Source organism: Streptomyces sp. NPDC086554, from assembly GCF_040686095.1.
Classification (GTDB): Bacteria; Actinomycetota; Actinomycetes; order Streptomycetales; family Streptomycetaceae; genus Streptomyces.
In genome coordinates this window covers 172474-189137 of record NZ_JBFBJK010000008.1, presented here as the reverse complement: position 1 = coordinate 189137, position 16664 = coordinate 172474, and the positions used below count along the sequence as shown (strand labels likewise).

Here is a 16664-nt window from a genome sequence, read left to right as displayed (position 1 = left end):
CTCATCGGCCTCAGATGCCGAACCGCGCCGCGATCCCGTCGAGCACGCAGTCGAGGCCCGTCTCGAACGCCCAGGTCGGATCGTCCTTACGGGTCGCCCGCAGTCCGTGGCGCTCAAACGTGGGATAGCGGCCCGTCTCCATCAGGTACGTCATCTGCGGCGCGAGGCCCATCCGGGTCTCGGCGCCGGACGACCAGCCCTCGGCCTCCGTCCACTCCCGCAGGGCCACTTCGGACGAGGCCGCGCCGTGCGCGTAGGCGCTGACGGTACGGAACGCCACCATCATCGTGTCCTCGTCGAGGCCGAGCCCGTCGAGCGCGGCCAACTGCCGCTCGGCGATGGCCAACCGCCCCGGTGTGAGGACGAAGAGCGCGGTGGGCAGCTCGCCCACCCACGGGTGACGCAGCGTCGCCTCGCGGGTCAGCAGGGCGAAGGCCCGCAGCACCTCGCGCCACCCGGCCAGCTCCTCGGGGACCACCATCTCGGCCGCCACCCGCTCGGCCATCAGCGCCCACAGATCGTCCTTGCCCGAGACATGGCGGTACGCGGCCATCGGCGCGACCCCCAGCTCCGTGGCGAGCCTGCGCATGGTGACGGCGGCGAAGCCCTCCGCGTCGGCGACCTCCACCGCGACGGCCCCGATCCGCTCCAGGGTCAGCGAGGCGCGGGGCGCGGCAGGCTGCTCCAGGCGCTGCCAGAGCGACATGTCCGGCGCCGCCTTGCCGTCCCTCTTCCGACCAGCCACAACCGGGCTCCTCTCCGTCGAGCGCTCAGCGTACAACGTATCCCTCAGTAGACGCTGTACACACTGACGTGTACGTTGTACGCGCATCGATACGCCGTACACATTCACCACTCCCAGGGGGGACCCCATGCCCAGCAGCACCGATCGGCCGCTCCAGATCGCCGTCGTCATCGGCAGCACCCGCGAGGGCCGCTTCGCACCCGTCGTCACCCGATGGCTGACGGGGCACCTCGACCGGCGCGACGACATGAAGGCCGACGTCGTCGACCTCGCCGAGACGGAACTGCCCACCGCGCTCCCCGCCTTCGGCGGCCCGCTCGCACCCGGCACCGAGGAGGCGCTCGCCGTGGTCTCACCGCGCCTCGACGCCGCTGACGCGTTCGTCTTCGTCACACCGGAGTACAACCACAGCTTCCCGGCCTCCCTGAAGAACGCCATCGACTGGCACGGCAAGGAGTGGCACGGCAAGCCGATCGCCTTCGTCTCCTACGGCGGTCTCTCCGGAGGCCTGCGCGCGGTCGAGCAACTCCGCGTCGTCATGGCCGAGTTGAACGCCATGACCATCCGCAACACGGTCAGCTTCCACAACGCGTACGGAAAGTTCGGCGAGGACGGCACCGTCGACGACCCGGCCGTGGACACCGCGGCCGATGCCCTGCTCGACCAGCTCGCCTGGTGGGCGCACGCACTGCGCGACGCCAAGTCCGTCCGCCCGTACGCCGCCTGACTTCCCGTCACATCCCTTGGGGAAACCATGAGTCAACGCACGGAAGAGACGGGCATCCCACCGACGCCGGACGGAGCAGCACAACCGGCCGACGAGGGCGGCCCGTCCAAGCTCGTCCTCTTCGGGCTGCTGCTCGGCCTGATGCTCGGCCTGCTCGACGGCACGATCGTGGGCACCGCCCTGCCCACGATCGTCGGCGACCTGGGCGGCCTCGACCACCTCTCCTGGGTGGTGACGGCCTATCTGCTCACCGCGTCCGTCTCCACCCCCATCTGGGGCAAGCTCGGCGACCTGTACGGACGCAAGGGCAGCTTCGTCTGGTCGATCGCGGTGTTCCTCGCCGGCTCCGTGCTCTCCGGACTCGCCCAGGACATGGGGCAGCTCATCGCCTTCCGCGCCGTACAGGGTCTCGGCGCGGGCGGCCTCATGGTCGGCGCCATCTCGATCATCGGCGTCATGCTGCCGCCGTCACAGGCGGGCCGCTCGCAGTCGATGATCGGCGCGATGATGCCCGTCGCGCTCGTCGGCGGTCCGCTGCTCGGCGGCTTCCTCACCGACCGGCTCGACTGGCGCTGGGTCTTCTACGTCAACGTGCCCATCGGCGCGATCGCCCTGCTCATCATCGTCCTGCGCCTTCGCCTGCACACCGAGCGCGTCAAGGCCCGGATCGACTACCAGGGAGCGGCGCTGCTCTCCGCGGGCATCCTCGCCCTCACCCTGCTCGGCAGTTGGGGCGGCACCACGTACGGCTGGGCGTCGCCGCAGATCCTGGGGCTCGGCGTGCTCGGCGCCGGCGCCCTGGTCTGGTTCGCCCGGGTCGAGCGGCGGGCCGCCGAGCCGATCATCCCGCCCCGGCTTTTCGCCGACCGCAACTTCACGCTCGCCCAGATCCTCTGCTTCCTGGTGGGCGGGGCCATGCTCGGGGCGTCCAGCTATCTGCCGCAGTACATGCAGTTCGTACGCGGCGCATCGTCGACGGCCAGCGGGATGCTGCTGCTTCCGCTGATGGCGGGCATGTTCGGCGCGCAGCTCCTGCTGGGCCGGATCACGTCCAAGGGAGGCGGCTACCGCGCCTACACCATCATCGGCGGCGCTCTGACGGCCGTCGGCGGCCTCGCGTTCCTCGCGGTCGGGGCGGACACCCCGACGGCCGTGACCTCCGCGCTGACCCTCGTACTCGGCACCGGCATGGGCTTCCTCATGCAGAGCACCCTGCTGATCACCATCAACAGCGCCGAGCCGCGCGACATGGGCGCCGCCACCGGCACCGCGACGCTGCTTCGCACGATCGGCGGCTCGCTCGGCGTCGCGGTGCTCGGCGCGGTCTACTCCAGCAGGCTCGCCTCGGGCGGCATGCCGGAGGGCGGCACTTCCTGGACGCCCGAAGCCGTCCAGGGGATGCCCGACGGGGTGCGCGAGACCGTGCGTACGGCCGTCACCGGCGGGCTGCACGGAGTGGCGCTCGGGACGGCACTCCTTGGCGCCGTGGCCTTCGCGGTGGCGTGGCTGGTACGGGACGTTCCACTGCGGAAGTGACGTGACAGGCCTGCGGGCCGGTGGGGGCTGGTCGCGCAGTTCCCCGCGCCCCTTACGGGGCGCAGATACCGCACCGGACTATCCGGGCAAAGCCGACCCACGGGGTCGCCTGAGCGGCTCGATGCCGCACACTGGTCTCTCGTGAGTTCCCATCCCCCGATACCCACCCGCGTCGTGTTGCTCGCCGGCCCCTCCGGCTCAGGCAAGTCGTCGTTCGCCGCCCGCTCCGGACTGCCGGTGCTGTGCCTCGACGACTTCTACAAGGAGGGCGACGACGTGACGCTGCCGCAGGTCCCCGGCAGCCCGGACATCGACTGGGACTCGCCTCAGTCCTGGGACTCCGAAGCCGCCGTCGCCGCGATCGAGCGGCTGTGCCGTACGGGGCGTACGAGCGTTCCTGTGTACGACATCGCCACGAGCGCGCGCACCGGGGAAACCTCGATGGGCATCGAACGCACACCCCTGTTCATCGCGGAGGGGATCTTCGCCGCGGACATCGTGGAGCGGTGCCGGGAGATCGGCGTGCTCGCCGACGCGATCTGTCTTCGGGGGCGGCCGTCCACCACGTTCCGGCGGCGGCTGCTGCGGGACCTTCGCGAGGGGCGCAAGTCCGTGCCGTTTCTCCTCCGGAGGGGGTGGCGGCTGATGCGGGCCGAGCGGGCGATCGTTGCGCGGCAGAGTGCGTTGGGTGCGCATCCCTGCGGGCGAGAGGAAGCGCTGGGGCGGGTTGCCGCTGCCGCGGCCGGGCGCTGTGTGAAGGCCAGGAACTCCGCAACCATCAATTAAAAGCAGAAGGACCGGAAAGACCCCCCGGCCTTCCGGTCCTGCTGCTTCTTTCCCCCGTGGTCCCCCGTGACCCCGTTTCCCCCGTGGTCCCCCCGATACTTCCCGCCGCTTCCCCCCTAGGAGCGGCGGCCCCCGTGATCCCTCAGGCGACCAGCTCGCCGAAGGACTCCTCCTGGTCACGGCCGAAGCTGAGGACCTCGTCCTCGCGCAGCCGACGCAGGGAGCGCCAGATGCTGGACTTCACCGTGCCCACGCTGATGTCGAGGATGTCCGCGATCTCGGGGTCCGTGCGGCCCTCGTAGTAGCGCAGGACCAGCATCGTCCGCTGCAGTTCGGGGAGGCGGGCCAGGGCCTGCCAGAGAACCGCGCGGAGTTCTGTGCCCCGCATCGCGTCCGTGTCGCCCGCCGTCTCCGGCAGCTCCTCGGTCGGGTATTCGTTCAGCTTGCGGCGGCGCCACGCGCTGATGTGCAGATTGGTCATGGTGCGGCGGAGATAACCGCCGACCGCGGCCTTGTCGCTGATCCTGTCCCAGGCCCGGTACGTCGAGAAGAGGGCGCTCTGCAGCAGATCCTCGGCCTCGAAACGGTCACCGGTCAGGTGGTAGGCGGTTGCGTACAGGGAGGCGCGGCGCTCCTGGACGTAGGCGGTGAACTCCGCCTCCGACGCCGATGCCCGCTCCCCCGTGTCCTCCCTGTACGCGGCTCCCCCGTGAGCTCCCCCGCCAGTTCCCCCGATTACCCCCGGGAGTACGTCAACCACCGTCATGTACGCGGTGTGCTGACGCCCGGTGCCGCGAGCGCACCCCCGCCCGCTCACGGCACCGGACTTCTCGTGCCTCTCGGCAGTCCGAGCCACGTCGTGGAGACGCGTGACAACTGCGCTTGAGCTGGTGCTGTGCAGCGTGTTCATCTCGCGCCCCCCGTCGGTGGAGTCTGGCTTCTTCCGTGTGACCAAAACTCTGCCCGAGCCACTTCATGACGGTGTCCGCCGACTGTCACAGGCCTGCAACAGCCCTCATGTGTGTAGGGGAGAAGTGTGGGAGGGCTCCCAACAGTCGAACTGTGGCCGCACCATGGGACAGAATGACGTCCGTGCCTTCCCTGTTGCTGATCGAGGACGACGACGCCATCCGTACAGCCCTTGAGCTTTCGCTCACTCGCCAAGGGCATCGGGTGGCTACTGCTGCCACCGGCGAGGACGGCCTGAAACTGCTCGCAGAGCAGCGGCCGGACCTGATCGTGCTGGATGTGATGCTGCCGGGCATCGACGGGTTCGAGGTGTGCCGTCGCATCCGGCGCACCGACCAGTTGCCGATCATCCTCCTTACCGCGCGCAGTGACGACATCGACGTGGTGGTCGGGCTCGAGTCCGGCGCCGACGACTATGTCGTGAAACCCGTGCAGGGACGGGTGCTCGACGCCCGGATCCGTGCGGTGCTCCGGCGTGGTGAGCGCGAGGCCAATGACGCGGCGACGTTCGGTTCGCTCGTCATCGACCGCGCCGCGATGACCGTGACGAAGAACGGCGAGGATCTGCAGCTCACGCCGACCGAGCTGCGGCTGCTCCTGGAGCTGAGCCGCAGGCCCGGACAGGCCCTGTCGCGGCAGCAGTTGCTGCGTCTGGTGTGGGAGCACGACTACCTCGGGGACTCCCGACTCGTCGACGCGTGTGTGCAGCGGCTTCGCGCGAAGGTGGAGGACGTCCCGTCCTCTCCGACACTGATCCGTACGGTGCGTGGGGTCGGCTACCGGCTGGACACTCCTCAGTGACCAAACCGCAGGACAGGCTCCGCGGTTGGGCCGCGGCGCGCAAGGCGATACTGGCGGGGCTGCGTTTCACGAGCCTGCGGCTCCGGCTCGTCGTGGTGTTCGGCCTGGTGGCGCTGACCGCCGCCGTCTCGGCGTCCGGAATCGCGTACTGGCTGAACCGCGAGGCGGTACTGACCCGTGCGCAGGACGCGGCGCTGAAGGACTTCCAGCAGGAGATGCAGACCCGCGCGGGCGCGCTGCCGCCCCGTCCGACGCAGGACGAACTGCAGCAGGCCGCCGGGGCGATGGCGAACAGCAGCCAGCGCTACAGCGTGCTGCTGATCGGTGAGAACGGCGACGGTGACACCGTCGTCGGCTACTCCGACCTGGACGCCTTCACGCTCGCCGACGTTCCCAAGTCGCTGCGGGTGACGGTGAACAAAGAGCAGCCGCTCACCTCCAGCAACAAGAGCCCGTACCACCTGTATTGGCAGCGGACCGTCGACGACGGCACCCCGTACCTGGTGGGCGGCGCGAAGGTCATCGGCGGCGGGCCCACCGGTTACATGCTCAAGTCCCTTGAACCGGAGGCGAAGGACCTCAGTTCGCTCGGCTGGTCGCTCGCGATCGCCACGGGGCTCGCGCTGATCGGTTCCGCGCTGCTCGCGCAGGCCGCGGCGACCACCGTGCTCAAGCCGGTGCACCGGCTCGGCGTGGCCGCGCGGCGGCTCGGCGAGGGCAAGCTCGACACCCGCCTGAGGGTGTCGGGCACGGATGAACTGGCCGATCTGTCACGGACGTTCAACCGGACCGCGGAGAGCCTGGAGAAGAAGGTCGACGACATGAGCGCCCGTGACGAGGCCTCGCGCCGCTTCGTCGCCGACATGTCGCACGAGCTGCGGACGCCGCTGACCGCGATCACCGCGGTGACGGAGGTCCTGGAAGAGGAGCTGGACGCGGAGACCGGGTCCGTCGACCCGATGATCGAGCCCGCGGTGCGGCTCGTCGTCAGCGAGACCCGCCGGCTCAACGACCTGGTGGAGAACCTGATGGAGGTCACCCGCTTCGACGCGGGCACGGCCCGGCTCGTCCTGGACGACGTCGACATCGCCGACCAGATCACGGCGTGCATCGACGCCCGCGCCTGGCTCGACGCGGTCGAACTGGACGCGGAGCGCGGCATCACGGTGCGGCTCGACCCGCGCCGCCTCGACGTGATCCTGGCCAACCTCATCGGCAACGCCCTCAAGCACGGCGGCTCCCCGGTGAAGGTGTCGGTGCGGCTCGCGGGCGAGAAGCTGGTCATCGCGGTGCGCGACGGGGGCCCCGGCATCCCCGAGGACGTACTGCCGCATGTCTTCGACCGCTTCTACAAGGCGAGCGCGTCGAGGCCGCGTTCGGAGGGCAGCGGGCTCGGGCTCTCCATCGCCCTGGAGAACGCGCACATCCACGGCGGCGAGATCACGGCCGCCAACTCCCCCAAGGGCGGCGCGGTGTTCACGCTGTGGCTGCCGCGCGATCCCAGGCCGCTGGTGGAGGAAGAACCGGACGACGACACCGACGACACCGGCAAGGGCGCGGACGTTGCGGGCAAGGGAGAGAAGCGATGAACCGGCGACGGCTGCGGGCCGCGCTCCTTGCCGCCGCGCTGACCGCGACGCTCGCCGGGTGCGGCATCCGGTCGACGGAGGTGCCGACCGACTTCGGCCCGGGGCCCTCGCGGGTGCCGTGTGTGATGTCCGGGTCGAGCATCGCGTCGCAGTCGTCGAGCGGCGTCCCGGTGCAGGTCTTCCTGGTGTGCGCGGCACAGCTGGTGACCGTCGACCGCACGGTGCGGATCCCCACCGAAAAGGCGACGACCGACCGCGTACGCATCGCGCAGGCGCTCCTCGACGAGCTGGCGCAGCCACCGTCGGACCCGGAGAAGCAGGCGGGCTTCGCCACGGACGTACGCGGCGGCACGGTCGTCAGCGGTCCCCGCGAGGGGGATCCGGACGACGCGCTGCGGTTCAGCACGCCGCCGGAGGACCTGTCGGCCTTCGCCCTCGCACAGATCGTGTGCACCTACGCGGACAGCGCGGCGGCGGCAGGCGAGGGCTCGGTGATCCTGGGTGGCCCCGGCGACGCCCCGCTGCGCCGCTACGAATGCACGCAGGCCGTCAGGCAGCGCCCCGGCACGGAGGCACCGCCGACGGAGACGCTGAAGTGACCCCCAAGTGACGGCGGAGCGTCACATCACCCGCGATTGAGACAGCCACCGCGTGCGATCAGGACAGCGCCCCGTACCGGGATGAGATACGCGGAACCGATCCTGCCGCTCGGCGCGTCTAGGGGGACGTGCGTCAAGGCTCGGGCGGCCACGGGGCCGCCATCCGCTTCCGCGCGGCGGGAGGATTCCTCCTCGTCGCGCACCTTCTGCTCGTCGGCTGGTTCACGCTGCGTCCACTGGACGTGCCCTGGGTCAGCGCGGCGAATCTGCAGCCGTTCGCCGGCATCAAGGCGGATCTGGCGCTCGGTCCCCTGCAGGCCGCCCGGCAGATAGGCGGCAGCCTGCTGCTCCTTGCGCCGCTCGGTGTGCTCCTTCCGCTCGCCGGCGGGCGGGTCCATGTGTCGCCGCTGGGTTCGCTGGTCCGCACGATCGCGGCGGGAGCACTGCTCTCGCTGGGCATCGAACTGCTGCAGACCGGGGTGCCGGGACAGGTCGTCGACATCGACTCGCTGCTCCTGAACACCGTGGGAGTGGCCCTCGCGCATCTCGCCGTGGTGCCGGCCGTCAGGGCCAGGCTCCGCCGCCGTACTGATCTGGTGGACCGGGCCGCCCTCCTGCGGGAGGACGCTTCTCAGGGTGCGACCCCGACGATTCCCAGGGTCGGTATCGCACCGTAGAGCGACGCTTTGCCCGCTTCGTGAACGTAGCTTTGAGTCATCGGGGAAACGCCCCCGGACCTCATAGCCCGCACACCGACGGTTCACGAAGGAGCCACCATGACCGCCCTTGCCCGCCCCACGAACGGCCGGATGATCGGCGGAGTGTGTGCCGCCCTCGCCAAGCGCTTCGGCACGTCGGCGACGACGATGCGCGTGATCTTCGTCCTCTCCTGCCTGCTGCCCGGACCGCAGTTCCTCCTCTACATAGCGCTGTGGGTGCTGCTCCCCTCGGAGGGCAAGACCCAGCAGGCAGCCTGGTGAGAGGCCTGTATACGTACGCCGATGGGGCGCACCCTTGCGAAAGGGTGCGCCCCATCGGCGTACGCGGATGTGCGCGAGGGTCAGCCAATCGGCAGACCCTGCACCGGCAGGCCCGAGGTGGACGGGCCCGCGACCGGCAGGCCGCCGAGCAGGCCCGAGAGCGGGTTGGCGGCGGTCGGCTTGGCGGCGGTCGGCTCGGCGGCGGTCGGCAGGGCGGCGGTCGGCAGGGCCTCAGCCTGGGGCTGAACCTCGCTCTTGGCGCGCTGGCCGCCGTTGGCGAGCTGGTTCATGGTCGGCGCGGTGGCCTGCATGGCGGTGCCGAGCGCGTGCTGGCCGGCGGCCACGGCGTGCGGGCCACCGGCGGGCAGGGTCTCGGTGGCCTGGCCGACGGGCAGCGTCGAGGTGGCGGAGCCGAGGGCGGCCGTGGCGTCCGGCACCGACGGGGCGGCGTTGGCGGCACCCGCGCCGGCGGCGGCGAAGGCGGCACCGAGAGCGGCGACACCGAGGGTCTTGGCAGCAGACTGCTTCATCTTCAATGCGTCCTTGATGACGGGGACTTTTGAGCGGCCCAAGACCGTAAACATGTGAAGCGGCGGTCTGCAAACAGCGAAACGGCGAAAAGCGCGGCCGGGAATTAATGTTCCCGGCCGCGCCCACAATGCTCGAATTACTGCTAGGACCCGACAGAAGCGCTGGTCGAAGCGGTCTGACGGAACAGCCATTCGGACTTCAGCTCGGCATAACCGGGCTTGATCACGTCATTGATCATCGCTAGGCGTTCATCGAAAGGAATGAACGCTGATTTCATCGCATTGACTGTGAACCACTGCATGTCGTCGAGCGTGTAGCCGAAAGCATCGACCAGGTGGTCGAATTCACGGCTCATACTGGTGCCGGACATGAGGCGGTTGTCGGTGTTCACCGTCGCCCGGAAGTGCAGCTTGCGGAGCAGCCCGATGGGGTGCTCGGCGTAGGAGGTCGCGGCGCCCGTCTGGAGGTTGGAGCTGGGGCACATCTCCAGGGGGATGCGCTTGTCGCGTACGTAGCTGGCGAGGCGGCCGAGCTTCACGGTGCCGTCGTCGGCGATCTGGATGTCGTCGATGATCCGCACGCCGTGGCCGAGGCGGTCGGCGCCGCACCACTGCAGGGCCTGCCAGATGGAGGGCAGGCCGAAAGCCTCGCCGGCGTGGATGGTGAAGTGGTTGTTCTCGCGCTTGAGGTACTCGAACGCGTCGAGGTGACGGGTGGGCGGGAAGCCCGCCTCGGCGCCCGCGATGTCGAAGCCGACGACGCCCAGATCGCGGTAGCGGTTGGCGAGTTCGGCGATCTCCAGGGCGCGGGCGGCGTGCCGCATCGCGGTCAGGAGCGCGCCCACGCGGATGCGGTGGCCGTTGGCCTTCGCGCGCCGCTCGCCCTCCCGGAAGCCTTCGTTGACGGCCTCGACGACCTCTTCGAGGGTGAGGCCCTGCTCCAGGTGCTGCTCGGGGGCGTAGCGGATCTCGGCGTAGACGACGCCGTCCTCGGCGAGGTCCTCGGCGCACTCGGCGGCCACACGCTTGAGGGCGTCCTTCGTCTGCATCACGGCGCAGGTGTGGGCGAAGGTCTCCAGGTAGCGCGGCAGCGAACCGGAGTCGGCGGCCTCCCGGAACCAGATCCCCAGCTTGTCGGGGTCGGTCTCGGGCAGCGACTCGTACCCCGCCTCGCGGGCGAGGTCGACGATCGTGCCGGGGCGCAGGCCGCCGTCCAGGTGGTCGTGGAGGAGCACCTTGGGGGCGCGGCGGATCTGTTCGGCGCTGGGTGTTTCGCGGTCCGTCTGACCGGCTTTGGTGGTCTGGCTCGTCATCTCGGCACTCTAGCGCCTACGCGCGTAGATCGCCGGGTGGATCTCACGGGTCGATACGCAACAGTGACCCCGCGGACGGGTGGCGTACACCATCGCTTCTGACACTGTTCTGTCATGGCACAGCAAGCGACGCCCGATTCCGCGCGCGAGGCCAGGCTCGGACGCGTGATCGGTACGCGGCCTTCGGCGGTCAGCGGCGCGGTGCTGCTGCTTCCCGGCGGCCACGAGACCTCGGCCCGCAAACCGCCCCCGATCGCCGCGAGCGTGGTGCGCGCGCTCGGCCGCAGGCTGGCCCGTGACGGGCGGGACGAGGGGCTCGCGGTGCACCTCGTGCGGTATCGCTACCGCGGGTGGAACGGCGCGCAGGCGGAGCTCGCTGCCGACGCGAGTTGGGCCGCGGACGAGATCATCCGCCGCTACGGCGACGTGTCCATCTGCCTGGTCGGCGTGGACATGGGCGGGCGGGCGGCGCTGCGGTCCTGCGGGCACGACGCGGTGAACTCCGTCCTCGCGCTGGCCCCTTGGCTCCCCGAGGACGATGTCGCGGCGTCACCCGAACCGGTGAAGCAGCTGGCGGGGCGGCGGGTGCTCATCGTGCACGGCACGAACGATGAGCGGACCGATCCTGAGCTTTCGTTCCGGTTTGCGGGGCGGGCGAAGAAGGCGAACCGGGATGTCTGCCGGTTCGAAGTCCACTCGGACGGGCACCGGTTGCATCAGCACCAGGCCGAGGTCCTGGCCCTGGCATCGGACTTCGTCCTCGGCTCCCTCTTCGGCCACGCATACGCGCGCCCCCTGGAGGACGCCTTGGCGGCTCCGCCGCCGCTGGGTCTACGCATGCCGTTGGCTGCAGGCTTCGGGGCGTCGTTGCGGCATTGAATTCGAGCCCGCCGCTTCGCGGCGGATCTTTCCCGCCCACCCACCCGATCGCCCGGCATCTACTCCGGCAACAGCCTCCCCCTCCGGCTCAGCAGGAACTTTTTGAACGCCGCCACCGGCGGCGTGTCCGGGTGGCCGTCCAGCCAGGCCACGCCGATCTCTCGTACCGCACGCTGGCCCGTCACCGTCAGCTCCACAACTCCCGGGCGGGGGACGGCCGGTGGGGGCAGGAGGGCTACGCCAAGGCCCGCTGCCACCAGGCCCCGCAGGGTCTCCGCCTCCTCGCCCTCGAATGCCACCCGCGGCTTGAAGCCCGCCTCCTGGCAGAGGTCGTCCGTGATGCGGCGCAGGCCGTAGCCGGGCTCCAGGGTCACGAACGCCTCGTCCGCCGCTTCCGAGAGGCGGACGCGCTTGCGGGCAGCGAGGCGGTGATCATCGGGCACTACGAGGTGCAGCCGCTGCTCGTCCAGGCGGCGGGCCACGAGATCCGGGGCGTCCGGTACGGGTGAGGTGAGGCAGAGGTCAAGATCGCCCGCCCGCAGCCGCTCGATCATCGCCTCCCCGTAGTTCTGGACGAGGCTGAACCGGATCCGCGGATGGTCCGCGCGGAAGGCCCGGATCAGGCCGGGCACGGTCTCCGACCCCATCGTGTGGAGGAACCCGAAGGCCACCTTGCCCGACGCCGGGTCCGCGTCCGCCCGCACGGACTCCGCGGCCCGCTCCACCTCCCCGAGCGCCCGCTCGACCGAGGCGAGGAAGGTACGCCCCGCCGGAGTGAGCGACACCGTACGGCCGTGCCGGGCGAACAGGTCGACCCCCAGGTCCTGTTCGAGACGTACCAGCGCACGGGAGAGGGTGGACTGCGGCACCTGCATCTCCTGCGCGGCCCGCGTGACGTGTTCGGTGCGGGCGACCCCCGCGAAGTACGCGAGCCGCGGTGAGAGCAGGGCCGACCAGGAGCCCGGCGTGAGCTCGGCGGGCGGCACCGCCGCCTCCCGGCCGCCGCTCCTTCCGATGTCCTTTGCGTAACTACTCTGCGACAGACGACCCGCTGAACTGCTCTCATGCACCATGGGATCGATTATGGCCAGTTCATGCATTGGACGGATGAGTGGCCGGTGCCTACGTTCGACACATGCCTCCTGCCAGTAGCGGGGCGTCCGCCACCCACGCGGTCGCCCTCACCCCGTCGTCCCCTGCCACCGATTCCACCGACACGCGCCTCACCCCCGGCGGCCCCGGCTACCGCCGGATGAGCTTCGCCCTCTTCCTCGCGGGTATCGCGACCTTCGCCCTCCTCTACTCCACGCAGGCGCTGCTCCCCCTCGTCTCCGCCGACTTCGGCGTCAGCGCGAGCACGGCGAGCTGGACGGTCTCGGCGGCCACGGGCGCACTGGCCCTCTTCGTGCTGCCCCTGAGCGCGCTCAGCGAGCGCTTCGGGCGGCGGACCCTCATGACGGTCTCCCTGACGGTCGCGGTGACCGTGGGACTGCTCATTCCCTTCGCGCCGTCCATCGGCGCACTCATCGCGCTGCGGGCCGTCCAGGGCGCGGCGCTCGCCGGGCTCCCGGCTTCCGCGATGGCCTTCCTCGCGGAGGAGGTGCGGCCCAAGGCGCTGGTCGCCGCGATCGGCATGTTCGTGGCGGGCAACTCCATCGGCGGCATGAGCGGGCGCATCATCACCGGCTGGGTCGCGCAGGCCTGGGGCTGGCGCTGGGCGCTCGCCGTCGTCGGCGTCATCGCCGTGCTGTGCGCGCTCGCCTTCCGCGCGCTGCTGCCCGCGCCGCGCCACTTCACGCCGGGCTCGCTCAACCCCAAGGCCCTTGGCAGGACGATCCGTTCGCACCTCTCGAACCCGCTGCTCTGCAGGCTGTACGCGATCGGCGCGCTGTTCATGACCGTGTTCGGCGCGGTCTACACGGTGATCGGCTACCGCCTCACCGATGCGCCGTTCTCGCTGCCCCAGGGCATCATCGGCTCGATCTTCCTCGTCTATCTCGTCGGTACGGTCTCGTCGGCCGCCGCAGGGAAGCTGGTCGCCCGGCTCGGCCGGCGCGGGGCGCTGTACCTGGCGGTGAGCACGACGGCGGGCGGGCTGCTGCTCTCCCTCTCCGACTCGATCGTCATGGTCCTGCTCGGTCTCGTCCTGATCACCGCGGGCTTCTTCGCGGGGCACGCCGTCGCCTCCTCGTCCGTGAGCCGTACGGCCACCACGGGCCGGGCGCAGGCTTCGGCGCTCTACCAGTCCGCGTACTACCTGGGCTCCAGCGCGGGCGGCACGCTCGGCGCGATCGCCTTCCACACGGGCGGCTGGGCCGGGACGGTGGCCCTGGGGCTCCTCGCGGTGTCCGGCGTCGTCTCGATCACCCTCTGGGGATCGCACGCGGCGCGGGCGCAGGAACGCCGGGCCCAGGAGCGCCGGGGGCTCGTGGCGGCGCACTGAGCGCCCCGTGAAGGACCCCTCAGAGGAGCCCTCCCACCTGCGGGTTTTCCCACTCCGGGGGCCGTTGTCAGTGGGCTTCGGTAGCTTACGGAGTGCTGGGACTTTCGTGGCAGCCGCAGGGGTGGGTCGGTTATGAGTGGAACCGCAGGAACGACGTCGGAACTGGACGTCACGCTGGAGAAGCACCGGGTCGAGCTGACCGGGTACTGCTATCGCATGCTGGGCTCGTCCTTCGAGGCCGAGGACGCGGTGCAGGACACGATGGTGCGCGCCTGGCGCAGCTTCGAGAAGTTCGAGGGGCGCTCCAGCATCCGCTCCTGGCTGTACCGCATCGCGACGAACGTCTGCCTGGACATGCTGAACGCGGGCAACCGCCGCGCGCGCCCCATGGACCTCACCGCGGCGGCCCCGCTGGCCCAGGCCGCGCTGACGCCCCGCCCGGACAATGTGTGGCTGGAGCCGATGCCGGACGCGCGGATGCTGCCGTCCGTCAGCGATCCGGCCGAGGCCGCCGTGGCCAAGGAGTCGGTGCGCCTCGCCTTCGTCGCCGCCCTGCAGCAACTGCCGCCCAAGCAGCGGGCGGTGCTGATCCTGCGTGAGGTCCTCGCGTGGAAGGCCAGCGAGGCCGCCGAGCTCCTCGACACCTCGGTGGCCTCCGTCAACAGCGCGCTGCAGCGGGCGCGGGCGACGCTGGCCGAGGGGCCTGCCGACGACACCGCCGTATCCGATCCCCTGGACGACGAGCAGCAGAAGCTCCTCGAGCGGTACGTCGCCGCCTTCGAGGGCTACGACATGGCGGCGCTGACGGCACTGCTGCACGAAGACGCCATCATGACGATGCCCCCGTTCGACCTGTGGCTGCGGGGCACGTCGGACATCACGGGCTTCATGTCCACGATGGGCGCGACGTGTGCGAACGGCAGGCTGCTCCCGGTCGACGTCAACGGCACACCGGGCTTCGCCCAGTACAAGCCCGATCCCGACAAGGGCGGGTTCATGCCGTGGGCGATCCAGGTCATCGAGATCTCAGGCGAGGGGCGGATCGCGGGCTTCCACTGCTTCCTGGACACGCCGCGGTGGTTCCCGCTCTTCGGTGCGCCGGCCCATCTCGATCTCAATGGGGAGCCCGACGAGGTGCAGTAGCTCGCGCAGGTCCGGGGCCGGATTCCGCAGCCGGATCCTGCCGCCTGCGCGGCGGGCGGTGAGCTGCAGGCGGGCGAGGGCGTCTATTGCGGCGAGGACGGGTGGGCCGAGGTCGGCCACGTCGCATACGAGGACGTCCGCGTCGGTCGCTTGCAGCGTGGCGCGGACTTCCTCGCAGAGGCGCTGCGTGGCCTCTCGGTCGAGGGTGCCGGTGAGGGTGAGGTCCGGCGGCGTCTTCGGGTTCACGTTGGGATGACCGTGCGGGGCGCCGGAACTCATCGGTAGGGCTGAATGACGGCGGCCGGGCTGGACGTATCCAGCCCGGCCGGGGTCTGAGGGTGGGGCTACGCGATGCGGTCCAGGACGATCGGCGACGGGGTGAACTCCGTGCCCGCAGCCGCGATGTCGTACGCCCCTGTCAGCGCCTGCAACGCGTACTCGAAGCGCTCCGGAGTGTCCGTGTGGAGGGTCAGCAAAGGCTCGCCCGCCCGCACCGTCGCGCCCGGCTTGGCGTGCAGTTCAACGCCCGCGCCCGCCTGCACCACGTCCTCCTTGCGCGCACGCCCTGCGCCCAGACGCCACGCCGCGACGCCGACCTCGTACGCGTCGAGTCGGGTCAGGACGCCCGACGACGGTGCCGTCACGACGTGCGTCTCCCGGGCCACGGGGAGAGTGGCGTCCGGGTCGCCGCCCTGAGCCGCGATCATCCGGCGCCATACGTCCATCGCCGAACCGTCGGCGAGGGCCTTCGCCGGGTCCGCGTCCGGCAGCCCCGCCGCGTCCAGCATCTCCCGCGCGAGCGCGAGGGTCAGGTCGACGACGTCCGAGGGGCCGCCGCCCGCGAGGACCTCCACCGACTCGCGGACCTCAAGCGCGTTGCCCGCCGTCAGGCCGAGCGGCGTGGACATGTCCGTGAGCAGAGCGACCGTGCGTACGCCGCTGTCGGTGCCCAACTCGACCATCGTCGAGGCCAGTTCGCGGGCGTCGGAGAGGTTCTTCATGAAGGCGCCTGTGCCCACCTTCACGTCCAGGACCAGCGAGCCCGTACCCTCGGCGATCTTCTTCGACATGATGGAGGAGGCGATCAGGGGGATTGCTTCCACCGTGCCCGTCACGTCCCGCAGCGCGTACAGCTTCTTGTCCGCCGGGGCGAGGCCGTCGCCCGCCGCGCAGATCACGGAACCCACGCCGTCCAGGACCGAGAGCATCTCCTCGTTCGAGAGGAGGGCGCGCCAGCCGGGGATCGACTCCAGCTTGTCCAAGGTGCCGCCGGTGTGGCCGAGGCCCCGGCCCGACAGCTGCGGGACCGCCGCGCCGCACGCCGCGACCAGCGGCGCGAGCGGCAGCGTGATCTTGTCGCCGACGCCGCCGGTGGAGTGCTTGTCCGACGTCGGGCGGGAGAGGGACGAGAAGTCCATGCGCTCGCCGCTCGCGATCATCGCGGCCGTCCAGCGGGCGATCTCGCGGCGGTTCATGCCGTTCAGGAGGATCGCCATGGCGAGAGCCGACATCTGCTCATCGGCGACCACGCCTCGCGTGTACGCGTCGATGACCCAGTCGATCTGCTCGTCGCTCAATTCACCGCGGTCCCGCTTCGTACGGATGACAGAGATGACGTCCATGG

The 16664-nt window shown here is 70.5% G+C and carries 18 protein-coding genes; 11 read left to right on the top strand and 7 right to left on the bottom strand.

The window, feature by feature from the left end:
* Positions 1-10: 10 nt before the first annotated feature.
* Positions 11-745, bottom strand: coding sequence for a TetR/AcrR family transcriptional regulator C-terminal domain-containing protein (locus AB0O76_RS15515; protein WP_365490261.1), 735 nt, complete (start codon positions 743-745; stop codon positions 11-13).
* A 127-nt stretch (positions 746-872) separates the two neighbouring features.
* Between AB0O76_RS15515 and AB0O76_RS15510 the strand changes: the two genes are divergently transcribed.
* The 3 genes from AB0O76_RS15510 (at position 873) to AB0O76_RS15500 (ending at position 3794) form a co-directional block, all read left to right on the top strand.
* The gene (locus tag AB0O76_RS15510) at positions 873-1472 is read left to right on the top strand and encodes an NAD(P)H-dependent oxidoreductase (RefSeq protein WP_365490258.1); all 600 of its coding nucleotides are present in this window, start codon (positions 873-875) and stop codon (positions 1470-1472) included.
* A gap of 27 nt (positions 1473-1499) precedes the next feature.
* On the top strand, positions 1500-3008 hold the full coding sequence (locus AB0O76_RS15505; RefSeq protein ID WP_365490255.1) for an MDR family MFS transporter: 1509 nt from the start codon (positions 1500-1502) through the stop codon (positions 3006-3008).
* Positions 3009-3149: 141 nt separating this feature from the next.
* Complete coding sequence (locus AB0O76_RS15500; RefSeq protein WP_365490252.1) at positions 3150-3794, top strand: ATP-binding protein; 645 nt, start codon at positions 3150-3152, stop codon at positions 3792-3794.
* A gap of 142 nt (positions 3795-3936) precedes the next feature.
* Here the strand turns inward: AB0O76_RS15500 and AB0O76_RS15495 are convergent, their stop codons facing one another.
* Positions 3937-4704 carry a SigE family RNA polymerase sigma factor gene (locus tag AB0O76_RS15495; RefSeq protein ID WP_365490249.1) on the bottom strand — a complete coding sequence of 256 codons (768 nt, stop codon included), beginning with the start codon at positions 4702-4704 and terminating at the stop codon, positions 3937-3939.
* A 182-nt stretch (positions 4705-4886) separates the two neighbouring features.
* Here AB0O76_RS15495 and afsQ1 point away from each other — a divergent pair, with 182 nt between their 5' ends.
* The 5 genes from afsQ1 (at position 4887) to AB0O76_RS15470 (ending at position 8732) form a co-directional block, all read left to right on the top strand.
* Positions 4887-5564 (top strand): two-component system response regulator AfsQ1, encoded by a 678-nt coding sequence (gene afsQ1, locus AB0O76_RS15490; RefSeq protein WP_360777099.1) that lies wholly within the window; start codon positions 4887-4889, stop codon positions 5562-5564.
* Entirely contained in the window at positions 5561-7153 is a 1593-nt protein-coding gene (locus AB0O76_RS15485) for a HAMP domain-containing sensor histidine kinase (protein ID WP_365490246.1), read from the top strand. Before afsQ1 ends, AB0O76_RS15485 begins: the two co-directional genes overlap by 4 nt.
* Positions 7150-7752, top strand: a complete 603-nt coding sequence (locus AB0O76_RS15480; protein WP_365490243.1) for a hypothetical protein — start codon at positions 7150-7152, stop codon at positions 7750-7752. The genes AB0O76_RS15485 and AB0O76_RS15480 overlap by 4 nt, the downstream gene beginning before the upstream one ends.
* A gap of 128 nt (positions 7753-7880) precedes the next feature.
* Positions 7881-8429 carry a VanZ family protein gene (locus AB0O76_RS15475; protein WP_365490240.1) on the top strand — a complete coding sequence of 183 codons (549 nt, stop codon included), beginning with the start codon at positions 7881-7883 and terminating at the stop codon, positions 8427-8429.
* Positions 8430-8528: 99 nt separating this feature from the next.
* Positions 8529-8732, top strand: a complete 204-nt coding sequence (locus tag AB0O76_RS15470) for a PspC domain-containing protein (protein ID WP_365490237.1) — start codon at positions 8529-8531, stop codon at positions 8730-8732.
* An 80-nt stretch (positions 8733-8812) separates the two neighbouring features.
* On the opposite strand, the gene AB0O76_RS15465 is transcribed toward AB0O76_RS15470, so the two are convergent.
* Both AB0O76_RS15465 and AB0O76_RS15460 read right to left on the bottom strand, forming a co-directional pair.
* Positions 8813-9262: an ATP-binding protein gene (locus AB0O76_RS15465; protein ID WP_365490234.1), complete on the bottom strand. Its 450-nt coding sequence runs from the start codon at positions 9260-9262 to the stop codon at positions 8813-8815.
* 143 nt (positions 9263-9405) lie between these two features.
* Positions 9406-10575 (bottom strand): adenosine deaminase, encoded by a 1170-nt coding sequence (locus AB0O76_RS15460; protein WP_365490231.1) that lies wholly within the window; start codon positions 10573-10575, stop codon positions 9406-9408.
* A 114-nt stretch (positions 10576-10689) separates the two neighbouring features.
* Between AB0O76_RS15460 and AB0O76_RS15455 the strand changes: the two genes are divergently transcribed.
* A complete protein-coding gene (locus AB0O76_RS15455) occupies positions 10690-11454 on the top strand; it encodes an alpha/beta hydrolase (protein WP_365490228.1) in 765 nt (254 codons plus the stop codon).
* 59 nt (positions 11455-11513) lie between these two features.
* Here AB0O76_RS15455 and AB0O76_RS15450 read toward each other — a convergent pair whose 3' ends face one another.
* Positions 11514-12527: a LysR family transcriptional regulator gene (locus tag AB0O76_RS15450; RefSeq protein WP_365490225.1), complete on the bottom strand. Its 1014-nt coding sequence runs from the start codon at positions 12525-12527 to the stop codon at positions 11514-11516.
* Positions 12528-12589: 62 nt separating this feature from the next.
* On the opposite strand from AB0O76_RS15450, the gene AB0O76_RS15445 reads away from it, so the two are divergent.
* On the top strand, positions 12590-13897 hold the full coding sequence (locus AB0O76_RS15445) for an MFS transporter (RefSeq protein ID WP_365490222.1): 1308 nt from the start codon (positions 12590-12592) through the stop codon (positions 13895-13897).
* A 132-nt stretch (positions 13898-14029) separates the two neighbouring features.
* Entirely contained in the window at positions 14030-15040 is a 1011-nt protein-coding gene (locus tag AB0O76_RS15440) for a sigma-70 family RNA polymerase sigma factor (protein ID WP_365490219.1), read from the top strand.
* Here the strand turns inward: AB0O76_RS15440 and AB0O76_RS15435 are convergent.
* Positions 14924-15319, bottom strand: coding sequence for an STAS domain-containing protein (locus AB0O76_RS15435; protein ID WP_365490216.1), 396 nt, complete (start codon positions 15317-15319; stop codon positions 14924-14926). The two genes, AB0O76_RS15440 and AB0O76_RS15435, sit on opposite strands and share 117 nt — an antisense overlap.
* A 65-nt stretch (positions 15320-15384) precedes the next feature.
* Entirely contained in the window at positions 15385-16662 is a 1278-nt protein-coding gene (locus tag AB0O76_RS15430; RefSeq protein WP_365490213.1) for a thymidine phosphorylase, read from the bottom strand.
* Positions 16663-16664: the final 2 nt, after the last annotated feature.

What these genes read in the sequence shown, in the direction of transcription:
- AB0O76_RS15430 (WP_365490213.1), bottom strand. Translation starts at nt 16,662, where the DNA reads ATGGACGTCATCTCTGTCATCCGTACGAAGCGGGACCGCGGTGAATTG.
- AB0O76_RS15435 (WP_365490216.1), bottom strand. Translation starts at nt 15,319, where the DNA reads ATGAGTTCCGGCGCCCCGCACGGTCATCCCAACGTGAACCCGAAGACG.
- AB0O76_RS15445 (WP_365490222.1), top strand. Translation starts at nt 12,590, where the DNA reads ATGCCTCCTGCCAGTAGCGGGGCGTCCGCCACCCACGCGGTCGCCCTC.
- AB0O76_RS15450 (WP_365490225.1), bottom strand. Translation starts at nt 12,527, where the DNA reads ATGGTGCATGAGAGCAGTTCAGCGGGTCGTCTGTCGCAGAGTAGTTAC.
- AB0O76_RS15440 (WP_365490219.1), top strand. Translation starts at nt 14,030, where the DNA reads ATGAGTGGAACCGCAGGAACGACGTCGGAACTGGACGTCACGCTGGAG.
- AB0O76_RS15460 (WP_365490231.1), bottom strand. Translation starts at nt 10,575, where the DNA reads ATGACGAGCCAGACCACCAAAGCCGGTCAGACGGACCGCGAAACACCC.
- AB0O76_RS15495 (WP_365490249.1), bottom strand. Translation starts at nt 4,704, where the DNA reads ATGAACACGCTGCACAGCACCAGCTCAAGCGCAGTTGTCACGCGTCTC.
- AB0O76_RS15480 (WP_365490243.1), top strand. Translation starts at nt 7,150, where the DNA reads ATGAACCGGCGACGGCTGCGGGCCGCGCTCCTTGCCGCCGCGCTGACC.
- AB0O76_RS15465 (WP_365490234.1), bottom strand. Translation starts at nt 9,262, where the DNA reads ATGAAGCAGTCTGCTGCCAAGACCCTCGGTGTCGCCGCTCTCGGTGCC.
- AB0O76_RS15470 (WP_365490237.1), top strand. Translation starts at nt 8,529, where the DNA reads ATGACCGCCCTTGCCCGCCCCACGAACGGCCGGATGATCGGCGGAGTG.
- AB0O76_RS15455 (WP_365490228.1), top strand. Translation starts at nt 10,690, where the DNA reads ATGGCACAGCAAGCGACGCCCGATTCCGCGCGCGAGGCCAGGCTCGGA.
- AB0O76_RS15510 (WP_365490258.1), top strand. Translation starts at nt 873, where the DNA reads ATGCCCAGCAGCACCGATCGGCCGCTCCAGATCGCCGTCGTCATCGGC.
- AB0O76_RS15505 (WP_365490255.1), top strand. Translation starts at nt 1,500, where the DNA reads ATGAGTCAACGCACGGAAGAGACGGGCATCCCACCGACGCCGGACGGA.